At 65.1% G+C, this 19,030-nt stretch carries 15 protein-coding genes and 1 tRNA gene; 8 read left to right on the top strand and 8 right to left on the bottom strand.

The window, feature by feature from the left end:
* Both RT424_RS20020 and RT424_RS20015 read left to right on the top strand, forming a co-directional pair.
* The coding region (locus tag RT424_RS20020; protein WP_313441835.1) for a hypothetical protein at nt 1-563 on the top strand (563 nt) is incomplete at its 5' end.
* An 88-nt stretch (nt 564-651) separates the two neighbouring features.
* Entirely contained in the window at nt 652-1,434 is a 783-nt protein-coding gene (locus tag RT424_RS20015) for a DUF4019 domain-containing protein (protein ID WP_409521554.1), read from the top strand.
* Nucleotides 1,435-1,566: 132 nt separating this feature from the next.
* On the opposite strand, the gene RT424_RS20010 is transcribed toward RT424_RS20015, so the two are convergent.
* The 3 genes from RT424_RS20010 to argJ are packed head-to-tail and all read right to left on the bottom strand — an operon-like array spanning nt 1,567 to nt 4,269.
* Nucleotides 1,567-2,379: an inositol monophosphatase family protein gene (locus RT424_RS20010; RefSeq protein WP_313441831.1), complete on the bottom strand. Its 813-nt coding sequence runs from the start codon at nt 2,377-2,379 to the stop codon at nt 1,567-1,569.
* Between the two features lie 37 nt (nt 2,380-2,416).
* Entirely contained in the window at nt 2,417-3,040 is a 624-nt protein-coding gene (locus tag RT424_RS20005) for a glutathione S-transferase family protein (RefSeq protein WP_313441830.1), read from the bottom strand.
* 2 nt (nt 3,041-3,042) lie between these two features.
* On the bottom strand, nt 3,043-4,269 hold the full coding sequence (gene argJ, locus RT424_RS20000; RefSeq protein WP_313441829.1) for a bifunctional glutamate N-acetyltransferase/amino-acid acetyltransferase ArgJ: 1,227 nt from the start codon (nt 4,267-4,269) through the stop codon (nt 3,043-3,045).
* A gap of 68 nt (nt 4,270-4,337) precedes the next feature.
* Here argJ and RT424_RS19995 point away from each other — a divergent pair, with 68 nt between their 5' ends.
* Together RT424_RS19995 and secA are read left to right on the top strand one after the other, a co-directional pair.
* Complete coding sequence (locus tag RT424_RS19995) at nt 4,338-4,667, top strand: hypothetical protein (RefSeq protein ID WP_313441827.1); 330 nt, start codon at nt 4,338-4,340, stop codon at nt 4,665-4,667.
* Between the two features lie 103 nt (nt 4,668-4,770).
* On the top strand, nt 4,771-7,509 hold the full coding sequence (gene secA / locus RT424_RS19990) for a preprotein translocase subunit SecA (RefSeq protein ID WP_313441825.1): 2,739 nt from the start codon (nt 4,771-4,773) through the stop codon (nt 7,507-7,509).
* Nucleotides 7,510-7,684: 175 nt separating this feature from the next.
* On the opposite strand, the gene RT424_RS19985 is transcribed toward secA, so the two are convergent.
* Entirely contained in the window at nt 7,685-9,016 is a 1,332-nt protein-coding gene (locus RT424_RS19985) for a GGDEF domain-containing phosphodiesterase (RefSeq protein WP_313441823.1), read from the bottom strand.
* A gap of 151 nt (nt 9,017-9,167) precedes the next feature.
* Between RT424_RS19985 and RT424_RS19980 the strand changes: the two genes are divergently transcribed.
* The 3 genes from RT424_RS19980 to RT424_RS19970 all read left to right on the top strand — a co-directional run bounded on the left by RT424_RS19980 (nt 9,168) and on the right by RT424_RS19970 (nt 11,640).
* Entirely contained in the window at nt 9,168-9,947 is a 780-nt protein-coding gene (locus RT424_RS19980; RefSeq protein WP_313441821.1) for an NAD kinase, read from the top strand.
* Between the two features lie 133 nt (nt 9,948-10,080).
* Nucleotides 10,081-10,155, top strand: a tRNA-Asn gene (locus RT424_RS19975).
* 192 nt (nt 10,156-10,347) lie between these two features.
* Nucleotides 10,348-11,640: a HAMP domain-containing sensor histidine kinase gene (locus RT424_RS19970; RefSeq protein WP_313441819.1), complete on the top strand. Its 1,293-nt coding sequence runs from the start codon at nt 10,348-10,350 to the stop codon at nt 11,638-11,640.
* A 107-nt stretch (nt 11,641-11,747) separates the two neighbouring features.
* Here the strand turns inward: RT424_RS19970 and mfd are convergent, their stop codons facing one another.
* The 3 genes from mfd to RT424_RS19955 are packed head-to-tail and all read right to left on the bottom strand — an operon-like array spanning nt 11,748 to nt 16,038.
* Nucleotides 11,748-15,233 (bottom strand): transcription-repair coupling factor, encoded by a 3,486-nt coding sequence (gene mfd, locus RT424_RS19965; RefSeq protein WP_313441817.1) that lies wholly within the window; start codon nt 15,231-15,233, stop codon nt 11,748-11,750.
* Between the two features lie 49 nt (nt 15,234-15,282).
* Complete coding sequence (locus RT424_RS19960) at nt 15,283-15,564, bottom strand: succinate dehydrogenase assembly factor 2 (RefSeq protein ID WP_021235420.1); 282 nt, start codon at nt 15,562-15,564, stop codon at nt 15,283-15,285.
* A 48-nt stretch (nt 15,565-15,612) separates the two neighbouring features.
* A complete protein-coding gene (locus RT424_RS19955) occupies nt 15,613-16,038 on the bottom strand; it encodes a host attachment protein (protein WP_313441814.1) in 426 nt (141 codons plus the stop codon).
* A 108-nt stretch (nt 16,039-16,146) separates the two neighbouring features.
* Between RT424_RS19955 and recG the strand changes: the two genes are divergently transcribed.
* Nucleotides 16,147-18,204 (top strand): ATP-dependent DNA helicase RecG, encoded by a 2,058-nt coding sequence (recG, locus tag RT424_RS19950; protein ID WP_313441812.1) that lies wholly within the window; start codon nt 16,147-16,149, stop codon nt 18,202-18,204.
* Nucleotides 18,205-18,328: 124 nt separating this feature from the next.
* On the opposite strand, the gene RT424_RS19945 is transcribed toward recG, so the two are convergent.
* Nucleotides 18,329-18,925: a hypothetical protein gene (locus RT424_RS19945; RefSeq protein WP_313441810.1), complete on the bottom strand. Its 597-nt coding sequence runs from the start codon at nt 18,923-18,925 to the stop codon at nt 18,329-18,331.
* Between the last annotated feature and the right edge of the window lie 105 nt (nt 18,926-19,030).

The raw sequence follows: 19,030 nt of genomic DNA, 5'->3' as shown, positions 1-19,030 counted from the left end.
CTCAGGAGGTTGGCGCCGAAGCGAAGGATAGCGCCTCCCCGAAGGATATCGTCGTCGAAGGCCTGCGCGCGCAGAGGACGATGCAGGGCGGGGACTGGCTTGTCACGATTTCGCGCTCCTACCGTGCCGGTAAAAGTATCGACCTGGGGGACACGGCCGTCGCATTGGGCAAGGATCGCACGTGGCACTTCTGCCTTGCCGATACGCAAGTCGAGGATTTCGTTCGCCTGCTGGTCGGCGAGGGCCGTTCGCAGGCTGCGGGGACGACCCTGTGCCGTCCGCTGAAAATCCGTCTTGGCGACGGGCAACTGCGGGCGACGCAGACCTGCCAGGGCGGCAATGCGAATTCCCGGGATCAGGCGACGGGCAGGGTGAGCACCTTCCAGACGCGGCTTGAGATGCAGGTTACCGGGAGTTACGGCGCCTCGGCACTGAAGCTCGATTTCGAGAACCGCAGGGAACCGCTGGTAAAACTGCCGGGCGCGTCGGCGCCGCCGGATATCATGCGGTGGTTCGTCAAGGGCGAGCGGACGGGCGCTTGTGCGCCCGGCAAGGCTCCATAGGTCCGCAAGCCGCTATCCCGGCGATCACCCCCGAGATACAGATTTTTCGGGGTAGCAAAGGCGCCGGGCCGAACCTAGCCCAGCGGATATGAACATGCCGGTGAACGATATTCTCTGGGGGCTTACCGAGAAGGAGAAGCAGACCCTTCGCCTGATCGTGCGCGGTCATGATGCAAAGTCGGCGGCACGCAGTCTGGGCCTTTCCGTTCATACGATCAACGAGCGCCTGCGCGAGGCGCGGCGCAAGATGGCGGTTTCGAGCAGCCGCGAGGCGGCCCGCATCCTGTTTGATGCGGAAGGCGAGGGCGTATCGGCCGGTCCCCCTAATTTCCTGGGGGACACGGGAATCGGGGAAGACGCGGCTCGTTCGGAAGGAGATCAGGCAGGGGCGCAGCCCGGCGGCGCGGGGCGAGCACATCGCCGCCTCTGGATCATCACCGGAGTATTGCTCATGTCGATCGCTTTTGGCCTTCTGGCGCTGGTCACCCTGTCTCAGGTATCGACGACGCCACCTTCCGTGCCCGCTTCCTCGGCCTCGCCGGAAAGTTCGGAAGTGGTGCAGACGGCTCGCCAATGGCTGACCCTCATCGATCAGGGGTGCTGGGAGGAGAGCTACAGGGGAACCGGCTCGGCCTTCCAGAAACTGAATTCCGGACAAGTATGGGCTGCGACCAACGAGAAAGTACGCATGCCCTTGGGGGCGGTCCTTTCCCGGACGTTTCTTCGTCAGGAAAACCTTCCCGCACCGCCCCAAGGCTATGAGGTGGTGAAATTTCGTACCAGCTTCGCCAACAAGAGAGATGCGATCGAAACGGTTTCGCTTTCGCGGCAGGACGGCAGCTGGCGTGTCGCGGGCGTCACGATCGAATAAATTCCGTCGTCCCGGACTTGATCCGGGACCGCTGGCAAGACTTTAGGCGCTAGAGCGCGTCAGGGCGCCTTGCCGAGAGGTGGGCTGTTCCCGGCCAGCGGTCCCGGATCAAGTCCGGGACGACGATTGCGTTCAATCCTCCAGCGCGGCGAGGCGCGTGGCAAGATCGTCGAACAGTGCCGGAGAAGCGGCGCCGATCAGGCCGGTGCGTCCGATCTCGTCCACCCGGTAGGCGCTGCCGTCGGGGCGGGCGCACTTGCCGCCGGCTTCGTTGAGGAACAGCGCACCTGCCGCGTGGTCCCAGGGCAGGGTGCGTTCGAACACCGCGACGTCGTTCTGGCCGAGCGCGAGGCGGGGGTATTGCTCGGCGGCGCAACGGGGGATGTCGACCATGCGGTAGTGCGGGGCGACTTCGCTGCGCAGGCGTTCGCGGCGCGATTCCTCGGTGAAGATCAGCGAGATCGCAGCGACGGGCGGTTGCTCGTTGGTGGCGCGGGCGGTGAGGCGTTCCCCGTTGACCCAAGCCCCACCGTTCGACGAGGCGCGACAAAAGCGCCCCGTCAGGCAGTCGAGGATCCAGCCGCCCAATGTCTCGCCCTTGTCGGCCAGTGCGATGAGCATGCCGAAGGGGGCCTTGCCGGAAGCAAAGTTGTTGGTGCCGTCGAGCGGGTCGACGATCCAGCACAGCCGGTCCTTGAGCTTCAGCAGTTCGTTTTCGTCAGCGAAGGTGGCTTCCTCGCCCACCACGGCTGCGTCCGGGAGGAGAGCGGTGAGCCGTTCCGTCAGGATCGCTTCGCTGCGCTGGTCGGCCACGGTGACGACGTCGTTCACAGCCTTGCTGACGATCTGGTCGCTGGTGAGGGACTGGTAGAGCGGCAGGATCACGTCGCGCGAAACTTCGCGCATGATCGTTTCGACGGCGGCATTGAGCGTGGGCGTGATCATGCGGAAGGCTTTCGGTCTGGGGGTCAGGTCCGGGGAATCAGGTTAAAAGGATTATGACCTGCTGGGCATAGCCCTTGCGCTCGCGGATGCGGGCGTACCATTCGGTCAGGGCCGGGAACTCAGGTTTCTCGAACGGAAGCGAGAACCAAGTGTAGGCGTAGACGCCCATGGGGATGTCGCCGATCCCGAACTCTCCGCCGGAGAGCCACTGCTTTTCGGAGAGGTAGCGCTCCAGCACGGTAAGGTGCGCGGCGCAGGCCTTCACGTCGCGCTCGATGGCGGCCATGTCCCACTCGCTCTGCGGGATGCGGGCCATCGATAGGAACGGCAGGCGCTGGGCGTCGGCATACGTGATCTGCCAGTCCATCCAGCGGTCCGCCAGCGCCCGGTCGATGGGGTCGCGCTGGAACCAGCGCTCGCCGCCGTATTCAGCCGCCATGTAACGCAGGATCGCGTTCGATTCCCAAAGCGAGAGCTTGCCGTCCTCGATCATCGGCACCAGCCTGTTCGGGTTCTTGGCGAGATATTCCTCGGTATAGCCGAACTGGCCGCCGATATCGTGGCGCACGTAGTTCAGCCCCAGTTCCTCGGCGAACCAGACGACCTTCTTGACGTTGTGGGAGTTGAGGCGACCCCAGATCGTGAACTGCGGAGCGGCCACGGTCAGCTCCTGTAGTCGGCGTTGATCGAGATGTAGCCGTGCGTCAGATCGCAGGTCCACACGGTGGCGGCGCCTTCGCCAAGGCCTAGGTCGACCTCGATGGTGACGTCCCGGCCCTTGAGATGGGCGGCGACGGGGGCTTCGTCGTAATCGGCCAGCGGCAGGCCCTCGCGCGCGGCCCAGGTACCGCCGAAGCCGATGGAGAGCTTGTCGCGGTCGGCTGGCTCGCCCGCCTTGCCCACGGCCATGACGACGCGACCCCAATTGGCGTCCTCGCCCGCGATGGCGGTTTTCACCAGCGGCGAGTTGGCGATGGCCATGCCGACCTTGCGCGCGCTCTCGTCGGAAACCGCGCCGGAGACGGCCACTTCGATGAACTTCTGCGCGCCTTCGCCGTCGCGCACGACGAGGTGGGCAAGCTGGCGGCAGACGTCATGGATCGCGGCGGCAAAGGCATGGGCGCCGGGCGAGGCGATGGTCGACAGCGGCGCGTTGCCGGCCTTGCCAGTGGCGAAGGCGAGCACGGTGTCGCTGGTGGAGGTGTCCGAATCCACGGTAATGCACGAGAACGTGCGGAAGTTCGCGGCGGAGAGGCATTCCTGGAGGAAGGCGGGCTCCACGGCGGCGTCGGTGAAGATGTAGCCGAGCATCGTCGCCATGTCCGGCGCGATCATGCCCGATCCCTTGATGACGGCGGCGAGCGTAACCTTGGTGTCGCCGATCATCGCCGTGGCCGTCGCGCCCTTGGCGAAAGTATCGGTGGTGGCGATCGTGTTGGCGACCTCTTCCCACGAGCAAGGCTCTGCGGTGAGCGCTTTCTCCACGCCTTCGCGCGCTTTGTCCTTGGGCAGGGGCACGCCGATCACGCCGGTGGAGGATACGAAGACCTGTTCCCGCGCGCAGCCGATGTGCGCCGCGACCTGGTCCATGATCTGCTCCACCGCCTCACGCCCACGATAACCGGTGAAGGCATTGGAATTGCCCGCGTTGACGACGAGCGCGCGGGCGTGGCCCTGCTTCACGTTGTCACGGCCGAGTTCCACTTCGCTGGAGCAGCACAGGTTCTTCGTGAACACGCCCGCGACGGCGGTGCCTTCGTCCAGCTCCACATACGTCAGGTCGCATCGGCCCCAGTCCTTGTACCCGGCGCGCACGACGTGCGGGTTGACGCCGGCGATCGGCGGCATGGCGGGGAAGGGCGAAGCGAGCGGGGAGGTGGGATAGGCCATGGCCGGTGCGTAGCGCGTGGGTGTGACAGGTCAAGCATCCGCGTAAGGCCCGAGAGGCACGACGACCGTTGTTTATATGGGTTGTGGACTATTCATCTCACGCCGACTATCTGATCGCCATGGCAAACCGCCTGCTCCTTACCCTGCTGGCCCTGTTGACGGGCTTTGCCGCGCAGATCGGCCCTGCCGAAGCGCGCGCTGCGCAGGTGGCCAGTTTGCAGGTGGTGCTGACCGAAGCCGCCGTCGCCGCCAAGGCGCCGCGTGCCCCGGTGGCCCTTGCCCAGCTTCCCGAACCCGGATTGCGCAATACCCGCCGTCACGCGCCGCCTTTGGTGGCCGCGCCGGTTTCGCGCATGGTTCCTGCGGTTCTCACCGGAATAGACCGCGCGCGCGAATAAGCGCGCTGCGCCATTCGCACGTTCGCGAAACCTTTCCCGTGCCTGCGCGTATCGCAGGCGCGCTCATCCGATATACGCATTCACGAAAACAGGGATCTCCGCCATGTTCGGCGCCATCGCCAAGTCCATTTTCGGCTCGTCCAACGAGCGTTACGTCAAGTCGCTCGACAAGATCGTCGCCCAGATCAATGCTTTCGAACCCGCTTTCGAGGCCATGAGCGACGAGGAACTGGCCGGGCAAACCGCCAGGTTCCGCGAAATGCTGGCGAACGGCAGCACGCTCGACCAGATCATGCCGGAGGCGTTCGCCACCGTGCGCGAAGCCTCGAAGCGCGTGTTCGGCATGCGCCATTTTGACGTGCAGATGATCGGCGGCATGGTGCTCCATCGCGGCGAGATCGCGGAAATGCGCACGGGTGAGGGCAAGACCCTGGTGGCGACCACCGCCACCTACCTCAACGCGCTTGAGGGCAAGGGCGTCCACATCGTCACCGTCAACGACTACCTGGCCCGCCGCGATGCCGAGCAGATGGGCAAGCTGCACAACTTCCTCGGCCTCACCATCGGCGTGATCGTGCCGAACCTCAACGAATACGAACGCCGCGAGGCTTATCGCGCCGACATCACTTACGGCACCAACAACGAGTTCGGCTTCGACTACCTGCGCGACAACATGAAGCATGAGCGCAGCCAGATGGTGCAGCGCCCCTTCAACTTCGCCATCGTCGACGAAGTGGACTCGATCCTCATCGACGAGGCCCGCACCCCGCTCATCATCTCGGGTCCGACCGACGACAAGTCGGAACTCTACATGCAGGTCGACGCGGTCGTTAAGCAGTTCGTCCCCGAAGACTACGAGATGGACGAGAAGACCAAGAACATCAGCCTGACCGAGGACGGCGTCGAAAAGGCTGAGCGCATGCTCGAAGCCGCCGGCCTGCTGGTCGGCTCCAATCTCTACGACGTCGAAAATACGCAGGTGGTCCACCACCTCGACCAGGCGCTCAAGGGCGTGGTCATGTTCAAGCGCGACATCGACTACATCGTCAAGGACGGCAAGGTCGTCATCATCGACGAGTTCACCGGGCGCATGATGGACGGCCGCCGCTGGTCGAACGGCCTGCACCAGGCGGTGGAAGCCAAGGAAGGCGTCCGCATCGAGCCCGAGAACCAGACGCTCGCCTCGATCACCTTCCAGAACTACTTCCGCATGTATCCCAAGCTTTCGGGCATGACGGGTACAGCCGCCACCGAGGCGGCGGAATTCTACGACATCTACAAGATGAACGTCGTCACCATCCCCACCAACGTGCCGGTGCAGCGCGTGGACGAGGAAGACGAGTTCTACAAGAACACCCACGACAAGTTCGGCGCCATCGCCAAGCTCATCCGCGAGCGCTACGAAACCGGCCAGCCGGTCCTGGTCGGCACCGTGTCGATCGAGAAGTCGGAACTGCTGTCGGACTTCCTCAACAAGGAAGGCGTCAAGCACTCGGTGCTGAACGCGCGTTTCCATGAGATGGAAGCGCACATCGTCGCGCAGGCGGGCAGCCTCGGCGCCGTGACGATCGCCACCAACATGGCAGGGCGCGGCACCGACATCCAGCTCGGCGGTAACGTCGAGTTCCGCGTCGAGGACGAACTGCGCGACATGCCCGAGGGTCCGGAGCGCAACGAGGCCATCGCGCGCATCAAGCTGGAAGTCGCCGAGCAGAAGCGCCTGGTACTGGAAGCCGGCGGCCTCTGCGTGATCGGCACCGAGCGCCACGAAAGCCGCCGCATCGACAACCAGCTGCGCGGTCGTTCGGGCCGTCAGGGCGATCCCGGCCTTTCGAAGTTCTATCTCTGCCTGGAGGACGACCTCCTGCGCATCTTCGGCCCGGACACGCTCTTCGCCAAGATGATGAACAGCAACTTGGCCGATGGCGAGGCGATCGGTTCGAAGTGGCTGTCCAAGGCCATCGAAACCGCGCAGAAGAAGGTCGAGGCGCGCAACTACGAAGTCCGCAAGCAGGTCGTCGAATACGATGACGTGATGAACGACCAGCGCAAGGTCATCTACGAGCAGCGCGCCGACATCATGGATTCGGAAACGGTCGACGAAGTCGTGGTCGACATGCGCAACGACACCGTCAATGCGATCGTCGCCGATGCCTGCCCGGCAGGTTCCTATCCCGAGCACTGGAATATCGAGGGGCTCAAGGCCAGGGCCCTCGACATCCTCGGCATCGATGTGCCGCTGGAGGACTGGATCGAGGAGAACGGGGTCGATCCCGAGCTGGTCGAAGAACGCATCGCCGCCATGGCCACCGAGCACATGAACGCGAAGATGGCGCAGGACGATCCGGCGATCTGGCGCCAGGTGGAAAAGTCGATCCTGCTCGACCGCCTCGATCACTACTGGAAGGAGCACCTTTCCACCCTCGATGCGCTGCGCCAGGTGGTGTTCCTGCGCGCCTACGCCCAGAAGACTCCGATCAACGAATACAAGACCGAGGCCTTCAGCCTGTTCGAGCGCCTGCTCGACCAGATCCGCGAAGACGTGACGCGCATCCTTTCGGTCAGCGAACTGCGCATGCCCGAGCCGACCGGACTGCCCGAACTGCCGGACTTCCTGACCGGCCACATCGATCCGCTCACCGGCCTCGACAATTCGAACGACGGCGACGGTTCGTCCTTCATGCCGGAACTGTTCGGCACGCTGGCGGGCAGCCCGCAAGCCGGTGTCGGCACGGGCGCCGCGGGCGAGAATCCTTATGCGGACCTGCCGATCAGCCGCAACGCGCCTTGCCCCTGCGGTTCGGGCCAGAAGTACAAGCACTGCCACGGCGCCCTGGCGTAACGGCACACTGACCCCATCGTCGTCCCGGACTTGATCCGGGACCGCTGGCAAAGGAGCGCGCGCTTTCGGGAGAGCCGGAAGCGCGCGTTTTGCTTTTTAGGATGGTGCCTTGCGTTAAAGGTTGCGCCTCAAGAATTGCCAGCGGTCCCGGATCAAGTCCGGGACGACGGTAAACTTATTCGCCGCCGACCCGCGCGAGCTTGGCAAACATCGCCACCGACATCGGCTGGGCGCGCAGGAAGCCCTGGAAATAGGCGCAACCCTCGCGCGCGGCGACGTCCCGCTGTTCTTCCTCCTCGATACCCTCGGCGATAACCTGAAGATCGAGTGCCCGCGCCATCGCCACGATGGCGCGAAGCACGGCGACGTCGCGGCGGTCGGTGGCGACGCCTTCGATCATCGTCCGGTCCAGCTTGAGGTAATGGATCGGCAGGACCTTGAGATAGCGGAAATTGCAGAACCCCGCGCCGAAATCGTCGAGGGCGATGCGGATGCCCTGCGAGGAAAACTCCGCCATCATCTGCGCGGTCTGGGTGATATCGCTGATCAGCGACTGCTCGGTGATCTCCAGCGTCAGGCGGCGCGGCGGGAAGCCGCTCTCGCGTACGAGGTCCAGCATCTGGCGCACGTAAGTGCCGAAAGCGAGGTCGGCGGGGGTGACGTTGATCGAGAGGCGAAGATCCCCCGGCCATTGCCCCGCCGCCGCCATCGCCTTGGCGGCGATGTGGCGGGACAGGGGCCCGATGTGATCGGCGCGCTCGGCAATGGCGAAAAGCGCGCCCGCGCCGATGCGGCCGAGCACGGGGTGGTTCCAGCGGGCAAGCGCTTCCGCGCCGGTAAGCGAATCGTCCGCAAGGCTGAACTGCGGCTGGAAGAGGATCTCGATCTCGTCCCGATCGATCGCGCCGAGCAGGTCGGCTTCGAGTTGCGCCGCCGAGCGGCCCGGCACGGTGACTTCGCCATCGGCCCAGCCGAGCCGCGTGGCGGACTGGTCCTGCAAATCGACCAGGGCATGGCCGAGCCGGTCCAGCATCGAATCGACGCTTTCGCCGGTGAGCGCCCGAATCAGCGCAATACGCGGTGATAGGCGCAGCACGCCGGTGGGCAGGGCGATCGGGCGGGCGATGGCGTCGGCCAGCTGGTCGGCCACGAGATGCCAACGTTCCCGGCTGCATGCCTCGTTGGCGGCCAACACGAAAGAGCCGCCGCCCGCGCGCGCGACCAGCCAGGGGCCGTCGAGTTCCTCGCCCGCGAAATGGGCGATGCGGCCGGCCACTTCCTCCAACGCGCCGTCCCCGGCCTCTGCGCCATAGGCCATGTTGATCGTGTCGAGGCGGCGGAGGGATACGAGCATGGCGTGGACGTGCGCATGCTGGGGCGCGCTTTCGGCATCGGCGCGCCATCCGGCGATACGTTCGCGCACGGCCTCGAGGCCGGGAATCCCGGTCAGTCTGTCTTCCAGCCGGCGGGCATGGCCCCGCGGCAGACCTTTGCGTCGTTCGCCCATCGCCGCTGCTATAGCCAAAGGCCTTGCCAAACGATGCAAAATTCGAAAGGTCGCGGACATGAAAAGGGCTTCAAAATGAGACGCGGCCTCATGAAATCTTCCCTTTCGCGCTCCACTCCGGAGTGCGCGCCTCTTCATGTCGGGAATTGCAATGGCTGACGAACCCAAGCTGGGCCTCATCGTGTCGGACAGCGCCAAGGCGCAGGACGGCGCGGCGGACCTGCGACGCGCCCATCACTGGGTCGATCCGGCCGAAGCGGATGTGCTCGTGGTCGTCGGTGGCGACGGCTTCCTGCTGCATGTCCTGCACGAGATGCTGGATCGTGACCTGATCAAGCCGGTCTACGGCATGAACCTCGGCACCGTAGGCTTCCTGATGAACGGCCCGCATGACGGCGTTCCCATCGCCGAGCGTATTGCCGAGGCCCATCCGGTGCCGGTGCGACCGCTCCAGATGCACGCCACCAGCCATGACGGCCGCAGTTTCGTCCATTACGCGATCAACGAAGTCTCGCTGCTGCGCGAGACGCGCCAGACGGCCAAGCTGGAAGTGACGATCAACGGCAAGGTCCGGATGGAGGAGCTGGTGGGAGACGGCGTGCTGGTGGCTACGTCGGTCGGGTCCACCGCCTACAACCTGTCCGCCAACGGCCCGATCCTTCCCCTCGGTTCGCGTATGCTGGCGCTGACCCCGCTCAGTCCGTTCCGCCCGCGTCGCTGGAAGGGTGCGATCCTGCCGGAGAGCGCAGAGGTCGAATTTCGCATTCGCGAGCCCGGCAAGCGACCCGTGGCCGCGGTGGCCGACCAGAAGGAAGTGCGCGATGTGAAAACCGTGCGCATCGTCGCCAATGCCGAGAAGGAGCTGACCCTGCTGTTCGATCCGGGCTTCACGCTGGAGGAGCGTATCTTCGCGGAGCAGTTCCAGGTCTGAGGAAATGCTCTGAAGTGGCGGTTTGTTCTGTGGAAAAGTTTTCTCGACATTTTCGTGACTGAGTGCTTGCCAACCCCGATAACCCCTTTTATAGGCGCACTCCTGCCCGGCGGTGGTAACACTGACAGGCTGCTCCCCGATAGCTCAGCGGTAGAGCATTCGACTGTTAATCGAATGGCCGTAGGTTCGAATCCTACTCGGGGAGCCACTTTCCACCTTCCGAAAAACGGAAGCGGGAAAGGCGCTCTGCAAATGATGCAGGTGCGGCGGACGGCTCCGCAAGTATCAAAATGTTTCTCGTCCAGACAGAACATTGACGAACGCCTCATCCGGTGAGAGCGCTCTTTCAGGACGCCCCGGCATATCGCGCAGAACAATCGGGCATCCCGCGAGAGGAAACGTGGCCCGAATCAGTATTCCGCGTCTGGCAGTCCTGGCTGCGGTCGTTTTCCTCGCACTTTGCGTGGCGCAACTGATCGGCAGCCTGCTGTTCTATCAGTCCATGGACCGGCAGACGATTCGCGCCGACCATGCGCGGCGGATTGCCGAGCTGATCGTGGTGAGCGACCGTATCCACGCGCTCCAGCCCAATCTCGCCGCGCCGATCATGACGACGGGGCACCTCAAGGCGGAGTTTTCGCCCGAGCCGGCGGTGCGGGGCATGGCGGACTCCGAATCGCTGCGCCGCATCGCGGGGCAGGTGATCGAATGGGAGCCGTCTCTGGCCAACCGTCCGCTCAATCTGACCATGGCGGATGCCACCGGGGGCAAGAGCGATCTTGTCGGGTCCGTTCGGCTTGCTGACGGCAAGTGGCTCAATTTCCGTTCCCGCGACATCACCTCCATGTGGCCGATCGCCTTGCGCGCCAGCGTGCTCATGCTGTGCACGGCGCTGGCCTGCATCGCGATCGGGCTTATCCTGCTGCGTCTGCTGACGAACCCGCTGCGCCGCCTGACGCGGGCGGCCGATGCGATCGGTCATGGCCAGCAGGTGGAGATTCGGGAAAGCGGCCCCGAGGATCTGCGCAATCTCGCCCATTCGATGAACGTCATGCAGGAACGCATCGCGCGGTTGCTGGAAGATCAGGCGCGGTCGTTCGAGGCGATCAGTCATGACTTGCGAACGCCACTCTCGCGCCAGCAGATCGCTGCCGATCTCATCGACGATCCCGAGATTGCCGAGGTCGTGCAGTCCAGCGTCGACGAGATGGAGGGGCTTTTGGCTTCCCTGCAAGGCTATCTGCGCGCGCAGCATCTCTCCTCCGAGGCGGAAAAGGTCGAGCTGGGCGAACTCGTGGCCGGCGTCATCGCCCCTTACGAAGATCGGGCGCGACTGACTCAAGTTGGCAAGGCCGTGGTCGAGAGTTTCCCCGAACCGCTGGCTCTGGCCACCAGCGCCCTGGTCGAAAACGCGATCCGCTTCGGTGGCCGGGCCGAAGTTGCCGTTCGCCACGAGGGCGCGGACTGGTTCATCGAAGTCGAGGACACCGGGCCGGGAATTCCACCGAGCCATTTCGAGGACGTGCTGACGCCGTTTTTCCGGCTGGACGATGCGCGCACGCGCAACACGCCGGGCTTCGGTCTGGGCATTCCGACCGCGCACCGTTTGATGATGCGCTTTGGGGGTGAGTTGTCGTTCGCGACCTCGCCCTGCGGCGGGCTGGTAGCACGGATCAGGGTGCCGGTTATCTAGGCCGTTGGGTCGGGCAATGGCGAAAGGGGGCACTAACCCCACCGTCATCCTGAACTTGTTTAGCGCAGCTAAACGAGTTCAGGATGACGGTGGTTTTTGGTGAGATGTCACCCCTTGCGCGCTACGGCTGCCAAGCCCTTCGTCAATTGCAGAAGGCCATTGAGACGGCTCTTCGGATCGCCCCAGGCGCGAGCGAGCACCAGCTTGTTGTCGGGCCGCAGCTTGACCGTGCCCTGGAGACGCTCGGCATAGGCGATGAGGCCGGCCGGGTTCGGGAAGCTGTCGTTGTGGAAGCTGACCAGCGTGCCGCGCGGCCCCACGTCGATCTTGGCGATATGGGCAGCGATCGCCTGGCGCTTGATCTGGATGAGCTGCACGAGGTTCGCTGTGGCCGGGGGTAGCGGGCCGAAGCGGTCGATCATCTCGGCCGAAAGCGATTCGATCTCGTCCTTGCCGTCGGCATCGTTGAGGCGGCGATAGAGCGCCATACGCACGGCCAGATCGGGGACGTAGTCCTCCGGGATCATGATCGGCGCGTCGACGGTGATCTGCGGGCTCAGGCCCGATGTGTCCTTTTCCAGCCCGACGCCGCCCGCGCGGGCTTCGAGGATCGCGTCCTCCAGCATCGACTGGTAGAGTTCGAAGCCGACTTCGCGGATATGGCCGGACTGTTCGTCGCCCAGCAGGTTGCCCGCGCCGCGAATGTCGAGGTCGTGGCTGGCAAGCTGGAAGCCCGCGCCCAGCGAATCGAGGTCGCTCAAGACCTTGAGGCGCTTTTCGGCCACTTCCGAAAGGGCCCGCCCGGCTGGCGTCGTCAGGTAGGCATAGGCCCGCAGTTTCGAGCGGCCTACGCGTCCACGCAGCTGATAGAGCTGCGCCAGGCCGAAGCGGTCGGCACGGTGGATGATGATCGTGTTGGCGCGCGGAATGTCGATGCCGCTCTCGACGATGGTGGTCGATAGCAGTACCTCGTACTTGCCCTCGTAGAAGGCGCTCATGCGTTCTTCCACTTCGCTTGCCGACATCTGGCCGTGGGCGGAGATGACTTTCACTTCGGGCACGTGCTTGGCCAGCCATTCCTCGACTTCGGCCATGTCCGAAATGCGGGGCACGACGATGAAGCTCTGGCCGCCGCGATGGTGTTCGCGCAGCAGGGCCTCGCGCATCACCATCTCGTCCCATTCCATCACGTAAGTGCGCACCGCCAGGCGATCGACCGGCGGGGTCTGGATGGTCGAGAGTTCGCGCAGGCCCGACATCGCCATCTGAAGCGTACGCGGGATCGGCGTGGCGGTGAGCGTCAGGACGTGGACGTCGGTGCGAAGCTGCTTCAGCCGCTCCTTGTGGTTGACGCCGAAACGCTGCTCCTCGTCGACGATGACCAGGCCGAGCCGCTTGAAGTTGACGGACTTCGCCAAAATCGCGTGGGTGCCGCATACGACGTCCATGGTGCCTGCGGACAGGCCCTCACGGGTGGTCCTGGCTTCCTTTTCGGGCACGAGTCGCGACAGGCGGCCGACTTCTAGCGGGAAGCCGTTGAAGCGTTCCGCGAAGCTGGAATAGTGTTGGCGCGCGAGCAGGGTGGTCGGTGCGACCACGGCGACCTGCTGGCCGGCCATGGCGGCGACGAAAGCGGCGCGCAGGGCCACTTCGGTCTTGCCGAAACCGACATCGCCGCAGACCAGGCGGTCCATCGGCTTGCCCTCGGCAAGGTCGCCCAGCACGTCGTCGATGGCGTGTTCCTGGTCCTCGGTTTCCTGCCAGGGGAAGCGGTCGACGAACTGGTCGTAGGACGACTTTTCCGGCAGCAGTGCCGGAGCGACGCGCAGGGCGCGCTCGGCGGCCGTCTTCATAAGTTCGCCCGCGATCTCGCGGATGCGTTCCTTCAGCCTGGCGCGGCGCTTTTGCCAGGCCTCGCCGCCCAGCTTGTCGAGCGCGACGCCTTCCGCCTCGCTGCCGTAGCGCGAGAGGACGTCGAGATTTTCGACCGGGATGTAGAGCTTGTCGCCGCCCGCATAAGTCAGCATCACGCAGTCGTGGGGGCTCTGGCCGACCGGGATCGACTGGAGACCTTCGTAGCGGCCGATGCCGTGGTCCATGTGGACGATCAGGTCGCCGGGGGTCAGCGCCGCCAGTTCGGCGAGGAAGGCGTCGGAATCCTTCTTCTTTTTCTTCCGGCGGACCAGGCGGTCGCCCAGAATGTCCTGCTCGGTGACGACTTCTACGGACTCGTTGGTGAAGCCGGTTTCCAGCGGCAGCACCAACGCGGCACTGCGACCCTGAACGGCCAGGCCGAGCGCTTCCTGCCAGGTGTCGGCCAGCTTGGGCTCCGGACCCTGTGCTTCACCGAGGATCGAGACGAGACGGGCGCGGCTGCCGGTGGAGTAGGCGGCGAGGATCGCCTTGCGGCCCGATTTCGCAACGGCGTGAAGATGCTTGGCCGCGGCCTCATAGGCATTGTCGCCGCGCGCGCGTTCGGGGGTGAAGTCGCGGGCATTGCCGAAGCCGAAATCGATCACCGTCTTCGATTCGGGCTGCGCGAAAGGATCGGCACGGTGGACCGGGAAGGCGGCAACGGCCTGCTCGAATTCGTCGCGCCCCAGATAGAGCGCGTCGGTGGCGAGCGGTCGATAGGATCCTGCCTTCTGGCCCGAGGTTTCCAGGCGGGCCTTGTGATAGTCCGCGATGTCGGTGAAACGCTCGTCCGTGGCACCGAGCGCCGAGCTGTCGATCACCAGCAGGTCGTCGTTGGACAGGTGGTCGAACAGGGTGACCAGCCGATCCTCGAACAGCGGCAGCCAGTGCTCCATGCCGGCCAGGCGGCGGCCGTCGCTGACCGCCTGGTAGAGCGGGTCGGCCGTGGCATTGGCACCGAACATCTCTCGGTAGCGGGTGCGGAAGCGCTTGACGCTGTCGTCGTCGATCAGCGCCTCGCTAGCGGGGAGCAGCAGGTGCTCGGGGACCGATCCCGTGGTGCGCTGCGTGCCGGTGTCGAACAGGCGCAGCGTTTCCAATTCGTCCCCGAAAAAGTCGAGGCGCAGGCCGCCTTCCAGACCCGAGGGAACGATATCGAAGATCGAGCCGCGCACCGCGAATTCGCCCGCGTCGATCGCGGTGTCGCTGCGCTGGTAGCCCTGGCGGCGCAACAGCGCGATCAGGCTCTCATGGCCGATTTCCATGTTCGGCTTGAGCAGGCGCACCGATTCGCGGATGCGGAACGGCGTGAGCACGCGCTGGAGCACGGCATTGGCGGTGGTGACAAGAAGCTGCGGGCCGCTGCGCTTCTGCTGGAGCCGGTGCAAGGCGGCCAGTCGGCGGGCGCTGACCGAAAGGGCCGGGCTGGCACGGTCAAAAGGAAGGCAGTCCCACGCGGGGAATTCAACGACATCCAGTTCCGGAGCGAAGAACTGCGCGGCTTCGGCCACGGCGCGCATGGCGCTTTCGTTGTCGGCAATGAAGACAGCGCGGCCTATCGCGGCCGTACTTGCGGCGGCGCGGGCCAGATCGGCCATGACCAGCGGCTGGGCGCCGCGCGTTACCGAAGCGAGGGTAAGGGGCGCAGTCGCCGCGAGAATGCGTTGTATGTCTGCCATGCCGGCGTCAGGTCAGCCCCTGCTGGATTGAAGGTGGTCGATCGGAAGATCAGCGTGGAATTTCGACGTAATCGAGCTTCATCATACGGTCCATCATCGGCCCGCGATATTCTTCGGGGATGCTGAGGGTGCCGAGCGCCCAGGCCATGATGTCGACGTCCTCCTCGTCGATCATCCTTTCGAAGAGATCGAGGTCGGCGTCGGTCCATTCGCTGTGGAAGCGGTCGAAGAAGCAGCCGATCATGTAGTCGGCCTCGCGCGTGCCGCGATGCCAGGCGCGGAACTTGAGGCGGGCGAGCCGCTCCTGCCTCTGGGGTGAAAGTTCGGTCATGCCCGCGCCGTTACGATACGGCGCGGGTATGGGCAAGTTCGGGTTGGTTTAAGGCTGGAACACCTTGATGATCTCTTCGCCGCGCCGCCCGGTCATGGTCTTGGGGACTTCGGTGAGCAGGGCGCTCTTCAGCTCCTTGTGATAATGGCGCCGCATCTCGCCCAGCGAGCGGGGATCGGCGACGATCACGAGCTGGTCGATCTCGCGGTCGAGAACCTGCTGGTTGAGCCAACCCGCCACGGCCGCGGCATGGGCGCTTTCATCCAGCGAATCGTTGCTGCCGTCGCCCGTGCGGGCCTGGTGGCGCGAGACGGCATCGTCGCGGCGGCGGAAGCCGGCGCTGAAGTTGGTGGCCTCCAGGTCCGGGGTGTCCAGCGCGGTGAGTTTCGGCGCGGCTTCGCGTCCCGCGTTGCGATAGAGTTCGAAGTTTTCACCGTCGACGATCGCAAACACGGTTCCGTGCGGAAGAAGCATTCATTTCTCCTATGCTGGTGAGGGGAACACTGAGCCAACGTGGCTGTCCGCAAATCCGTTCCCCAATGGTCTGGCGAAACGAGAGGTAGTCGCGCTAAGAGGCTCGGCATGCGGCCCGAAGCACTGAATTGCCTGTTCACCGAGACCGATTCCCTGGATGGCGTGGGCCCCAAGCTCAAGCGTCCGCTGGAGAAACTGGGGCTGACCCGCATCCGCGATCTGCTCTACCATCTGCCCGACCGTTTCGTGGAGCGGCGCGCCGTCACCAATCTGGACGATGCCAGCGTGGGCGAGAACGTGATCGTCCAGCTTGTCGTGCGCGAGCATCGCTCTCCGGCCGGTCGTGGGCCGTTCCGGGTGATTGCCGAGGACACTGCGGGCAATATTTGCACGATCACTTACTTCGGCCGTGCATCCTATACGGCGAAGAAGCAGCTTCCCGTGGGCGAGACGCGCTGGGTGGCCGGGCGCCTCGACCAGTATGGCCAGATGCTTCAGATGGTGCATCCCGAACATATCTCGGAAGACAGCGCTGCCCCTGTCGGCCAGCTTTGCGAAGCGGTCTATCCGCTGTCCGAGGGGCTGACGCAGGGGCGCGTGGCGGGGCTGGTGCAGCAGGCGCTCAAGGCGGTGCCCGAACTGGCCGAGTGGATCGAACCGGGTCTTTACGACAAGATGAAGTGGCCGGTCTGGCACGAGGCCGTGCGCGAAGTCCATCGCGGTACCCATGCCCAGGCGCGAGACCGGCTCGCCTATGACGAGCTGCTGGCCAATGCGCTGGCACTGATGTTGGTGCGGGAGAGCAACCGCAAGCAGTCCGGCACGCCGCTGAAGGGCGACGGGGCGCTGCGGGCCAGGCTCAAGCTGCCGTTCGCGCTGACCGGCGCTCAGAAGCGCTCGATTGATGAGATCGAGGGCGACGTGGCGCAGAACGCGCCGATGCTGCGTCTGCTTCAGGGAGACGTCGGCGCGGGCAAGACGGTGGTGGCGCTCAATGCCATGCTCATCGCGGTGGAGGCGGGGGCGCAGGCCGCCTTGCTGGCGCCGACCGAAATCCTCGCCCGCCAGCATTACGAGACGCTGGCGCGGATGCTCCAGGGCACCGGCGTGGAGATCGCGCTGCTGACCGGGCGCGACAAGGGCAAGGCGCGCGAGGCGATCCTGATGGGGCTGGTCGGCGGATCCATCGATATCGTGGTGGGAACGCACGCGATCTTCCAGGACACCGTCTCCTACCGCAATCTGGCGCTGGTGGTGATCGACGAGCAGCACCGCTTCGGCGTCGGCCAGCGGCTGATGCTGGCGCGCAAGGGGCGTCGCACGCCGCATACCCTGGCGATGACCGCCACGCCGATTCCGCGCACGCTGACGCTCGCCCAGTATGGCGAGATGGAAGTCTCCAAGCTCGACGAACTGCCGCCGGGGCGCCAGGCGATCGATACGCGCGTGGTGTCGGTAGAGCGCATGGCCGACGTGGTGGAGGGCATCGCTCGCCATATCGAGACGGGCCAGCAGGCCTATTGGGTCTGCCCGATGGTCAGCGAAAGCGAGAACGACGACCTTGCCGCCGCCGAGGCGCGCTATGCGACGCTCAAGGAGCGTTTCGGGGATCGGGTGGTGCTGGTCCACGGCCAGCTCAAGCCCGAGGCGAAAGACGCGGGCATGGAGCGCTTTTCCTGCGGCGAGGCCGCGGTGCTGGTGGCGACCACGGTGATAGAGGTGGGCGTCGACGTGCCGAACGCCACGCTCATGGTGATCGAGCAGGCCGAGCGTTTCGGCCTGGCCCAGCTTCACCAGCTACGCGGGCGCGTGGGGCGCGGCAGCGAGAAATCGACCTGCCTCCTGCTGCGCGGCCAGCAGCTCAGCGAAACCGCCCGCCAGCGCCTTGCCCTGATGCGGGAAACGCAGGACGGCTTCCGCCTGGCCGAGGAGGATCTGCAACTGCGTGGCGGCGGCGAACTGCTGGGCACGCGCCAGTCGGGCGACACCCCGTTCCGCATCGCCAGCCTGGAGCAGATCACCAAGCTGCTGCCGCTTGCCCACGACGACGCCCGCTTGCTGATCGAACGCGACGGCGGCCTCGCCGGTCCGCGCGGAGAAGCGGCCCGGTTGCTGCTCTATCTGTTCGAGCGCGACTGGGGCGTGCAATTGCTGCGCGGCGGGTGACGGCCCTCACGCAAATCGTCGTCCCGGACTTGATCCGGGACCGCTGGCCGAGCCGGGCCTGGCTCGCGGTGAAGCGCCTAAAGAGTCGCCAGCGGTCCCGGATCAAGTCCGGGACGACGGCTGCTCAACATCCCGTCGGCGTCACCCGTCCCGCATAAACAGGCGAAAGCGGAAAGTTCAGTTCTGCCAGCAATGCCGCGTCGGCATGGCAGTATTTTCCCCTTGCCGGAAAGTCCTGCACGGGAGCGAAAGTGAAAGCCCCGCCGCTCCTCACTAGCGCGAAGGACTGGATGCGGGTGGGTGCGGACTCATAGGGCGAGGCGCCGATGTCGCGGCTGGCCGTCAGTATATAGAGTGTCGAGACGCCGTGATATTCGCCGCGCGCGAAGCGGACGGAGCGGATCACGTCGTCACCGACGTCCGGCTTGTCCTCGATCTGCTCCCGGCCTTCGAAGCTGGCCGTGGCCTCGCCCACTTTCACCAGAAAGACATGCTGCCCGCGCACCTTGTTGTTCTGCCGCCAGAGCTGCGCGATCGACCCTGCCTCTCCGGTTCCGGCGATATCGGGCATGGTGTTGATGCCTGCCGCCAGCGTGACGGGCGTCAGCCGGACGGAAGCGGGTGCCGCTCCTGAGGCGAGAACTACGGACGGCAGAGCGAGCGCAAGGAGGCCGGGCATGCCGCGCCGGGCCCGGGCGCGGAACGTTCGCAGATGTCGCATCGTCACTCCTGAAGCTTTTGCCGACAATGCATCCCTCGTCGCCGTTCTGCCGATGCGGTGCGACCGCGACAATAGGGCTGGCCGAAAGGGGTAAGGTAAGGGCGG

It is taken from the genome of Novosphingobium sp., from assembly GCF_032093395.1.
In the GTDB taxonomy this organism is placed as follows: Bacteria; Pseudomonadota; Alphaproteobacteria; order Sphingomonadales; family Sphingomonadaceae; genus Novosphingobium.
This window is presented reverse-complemented; position numbering and strand designations above follow the sequence as displayed.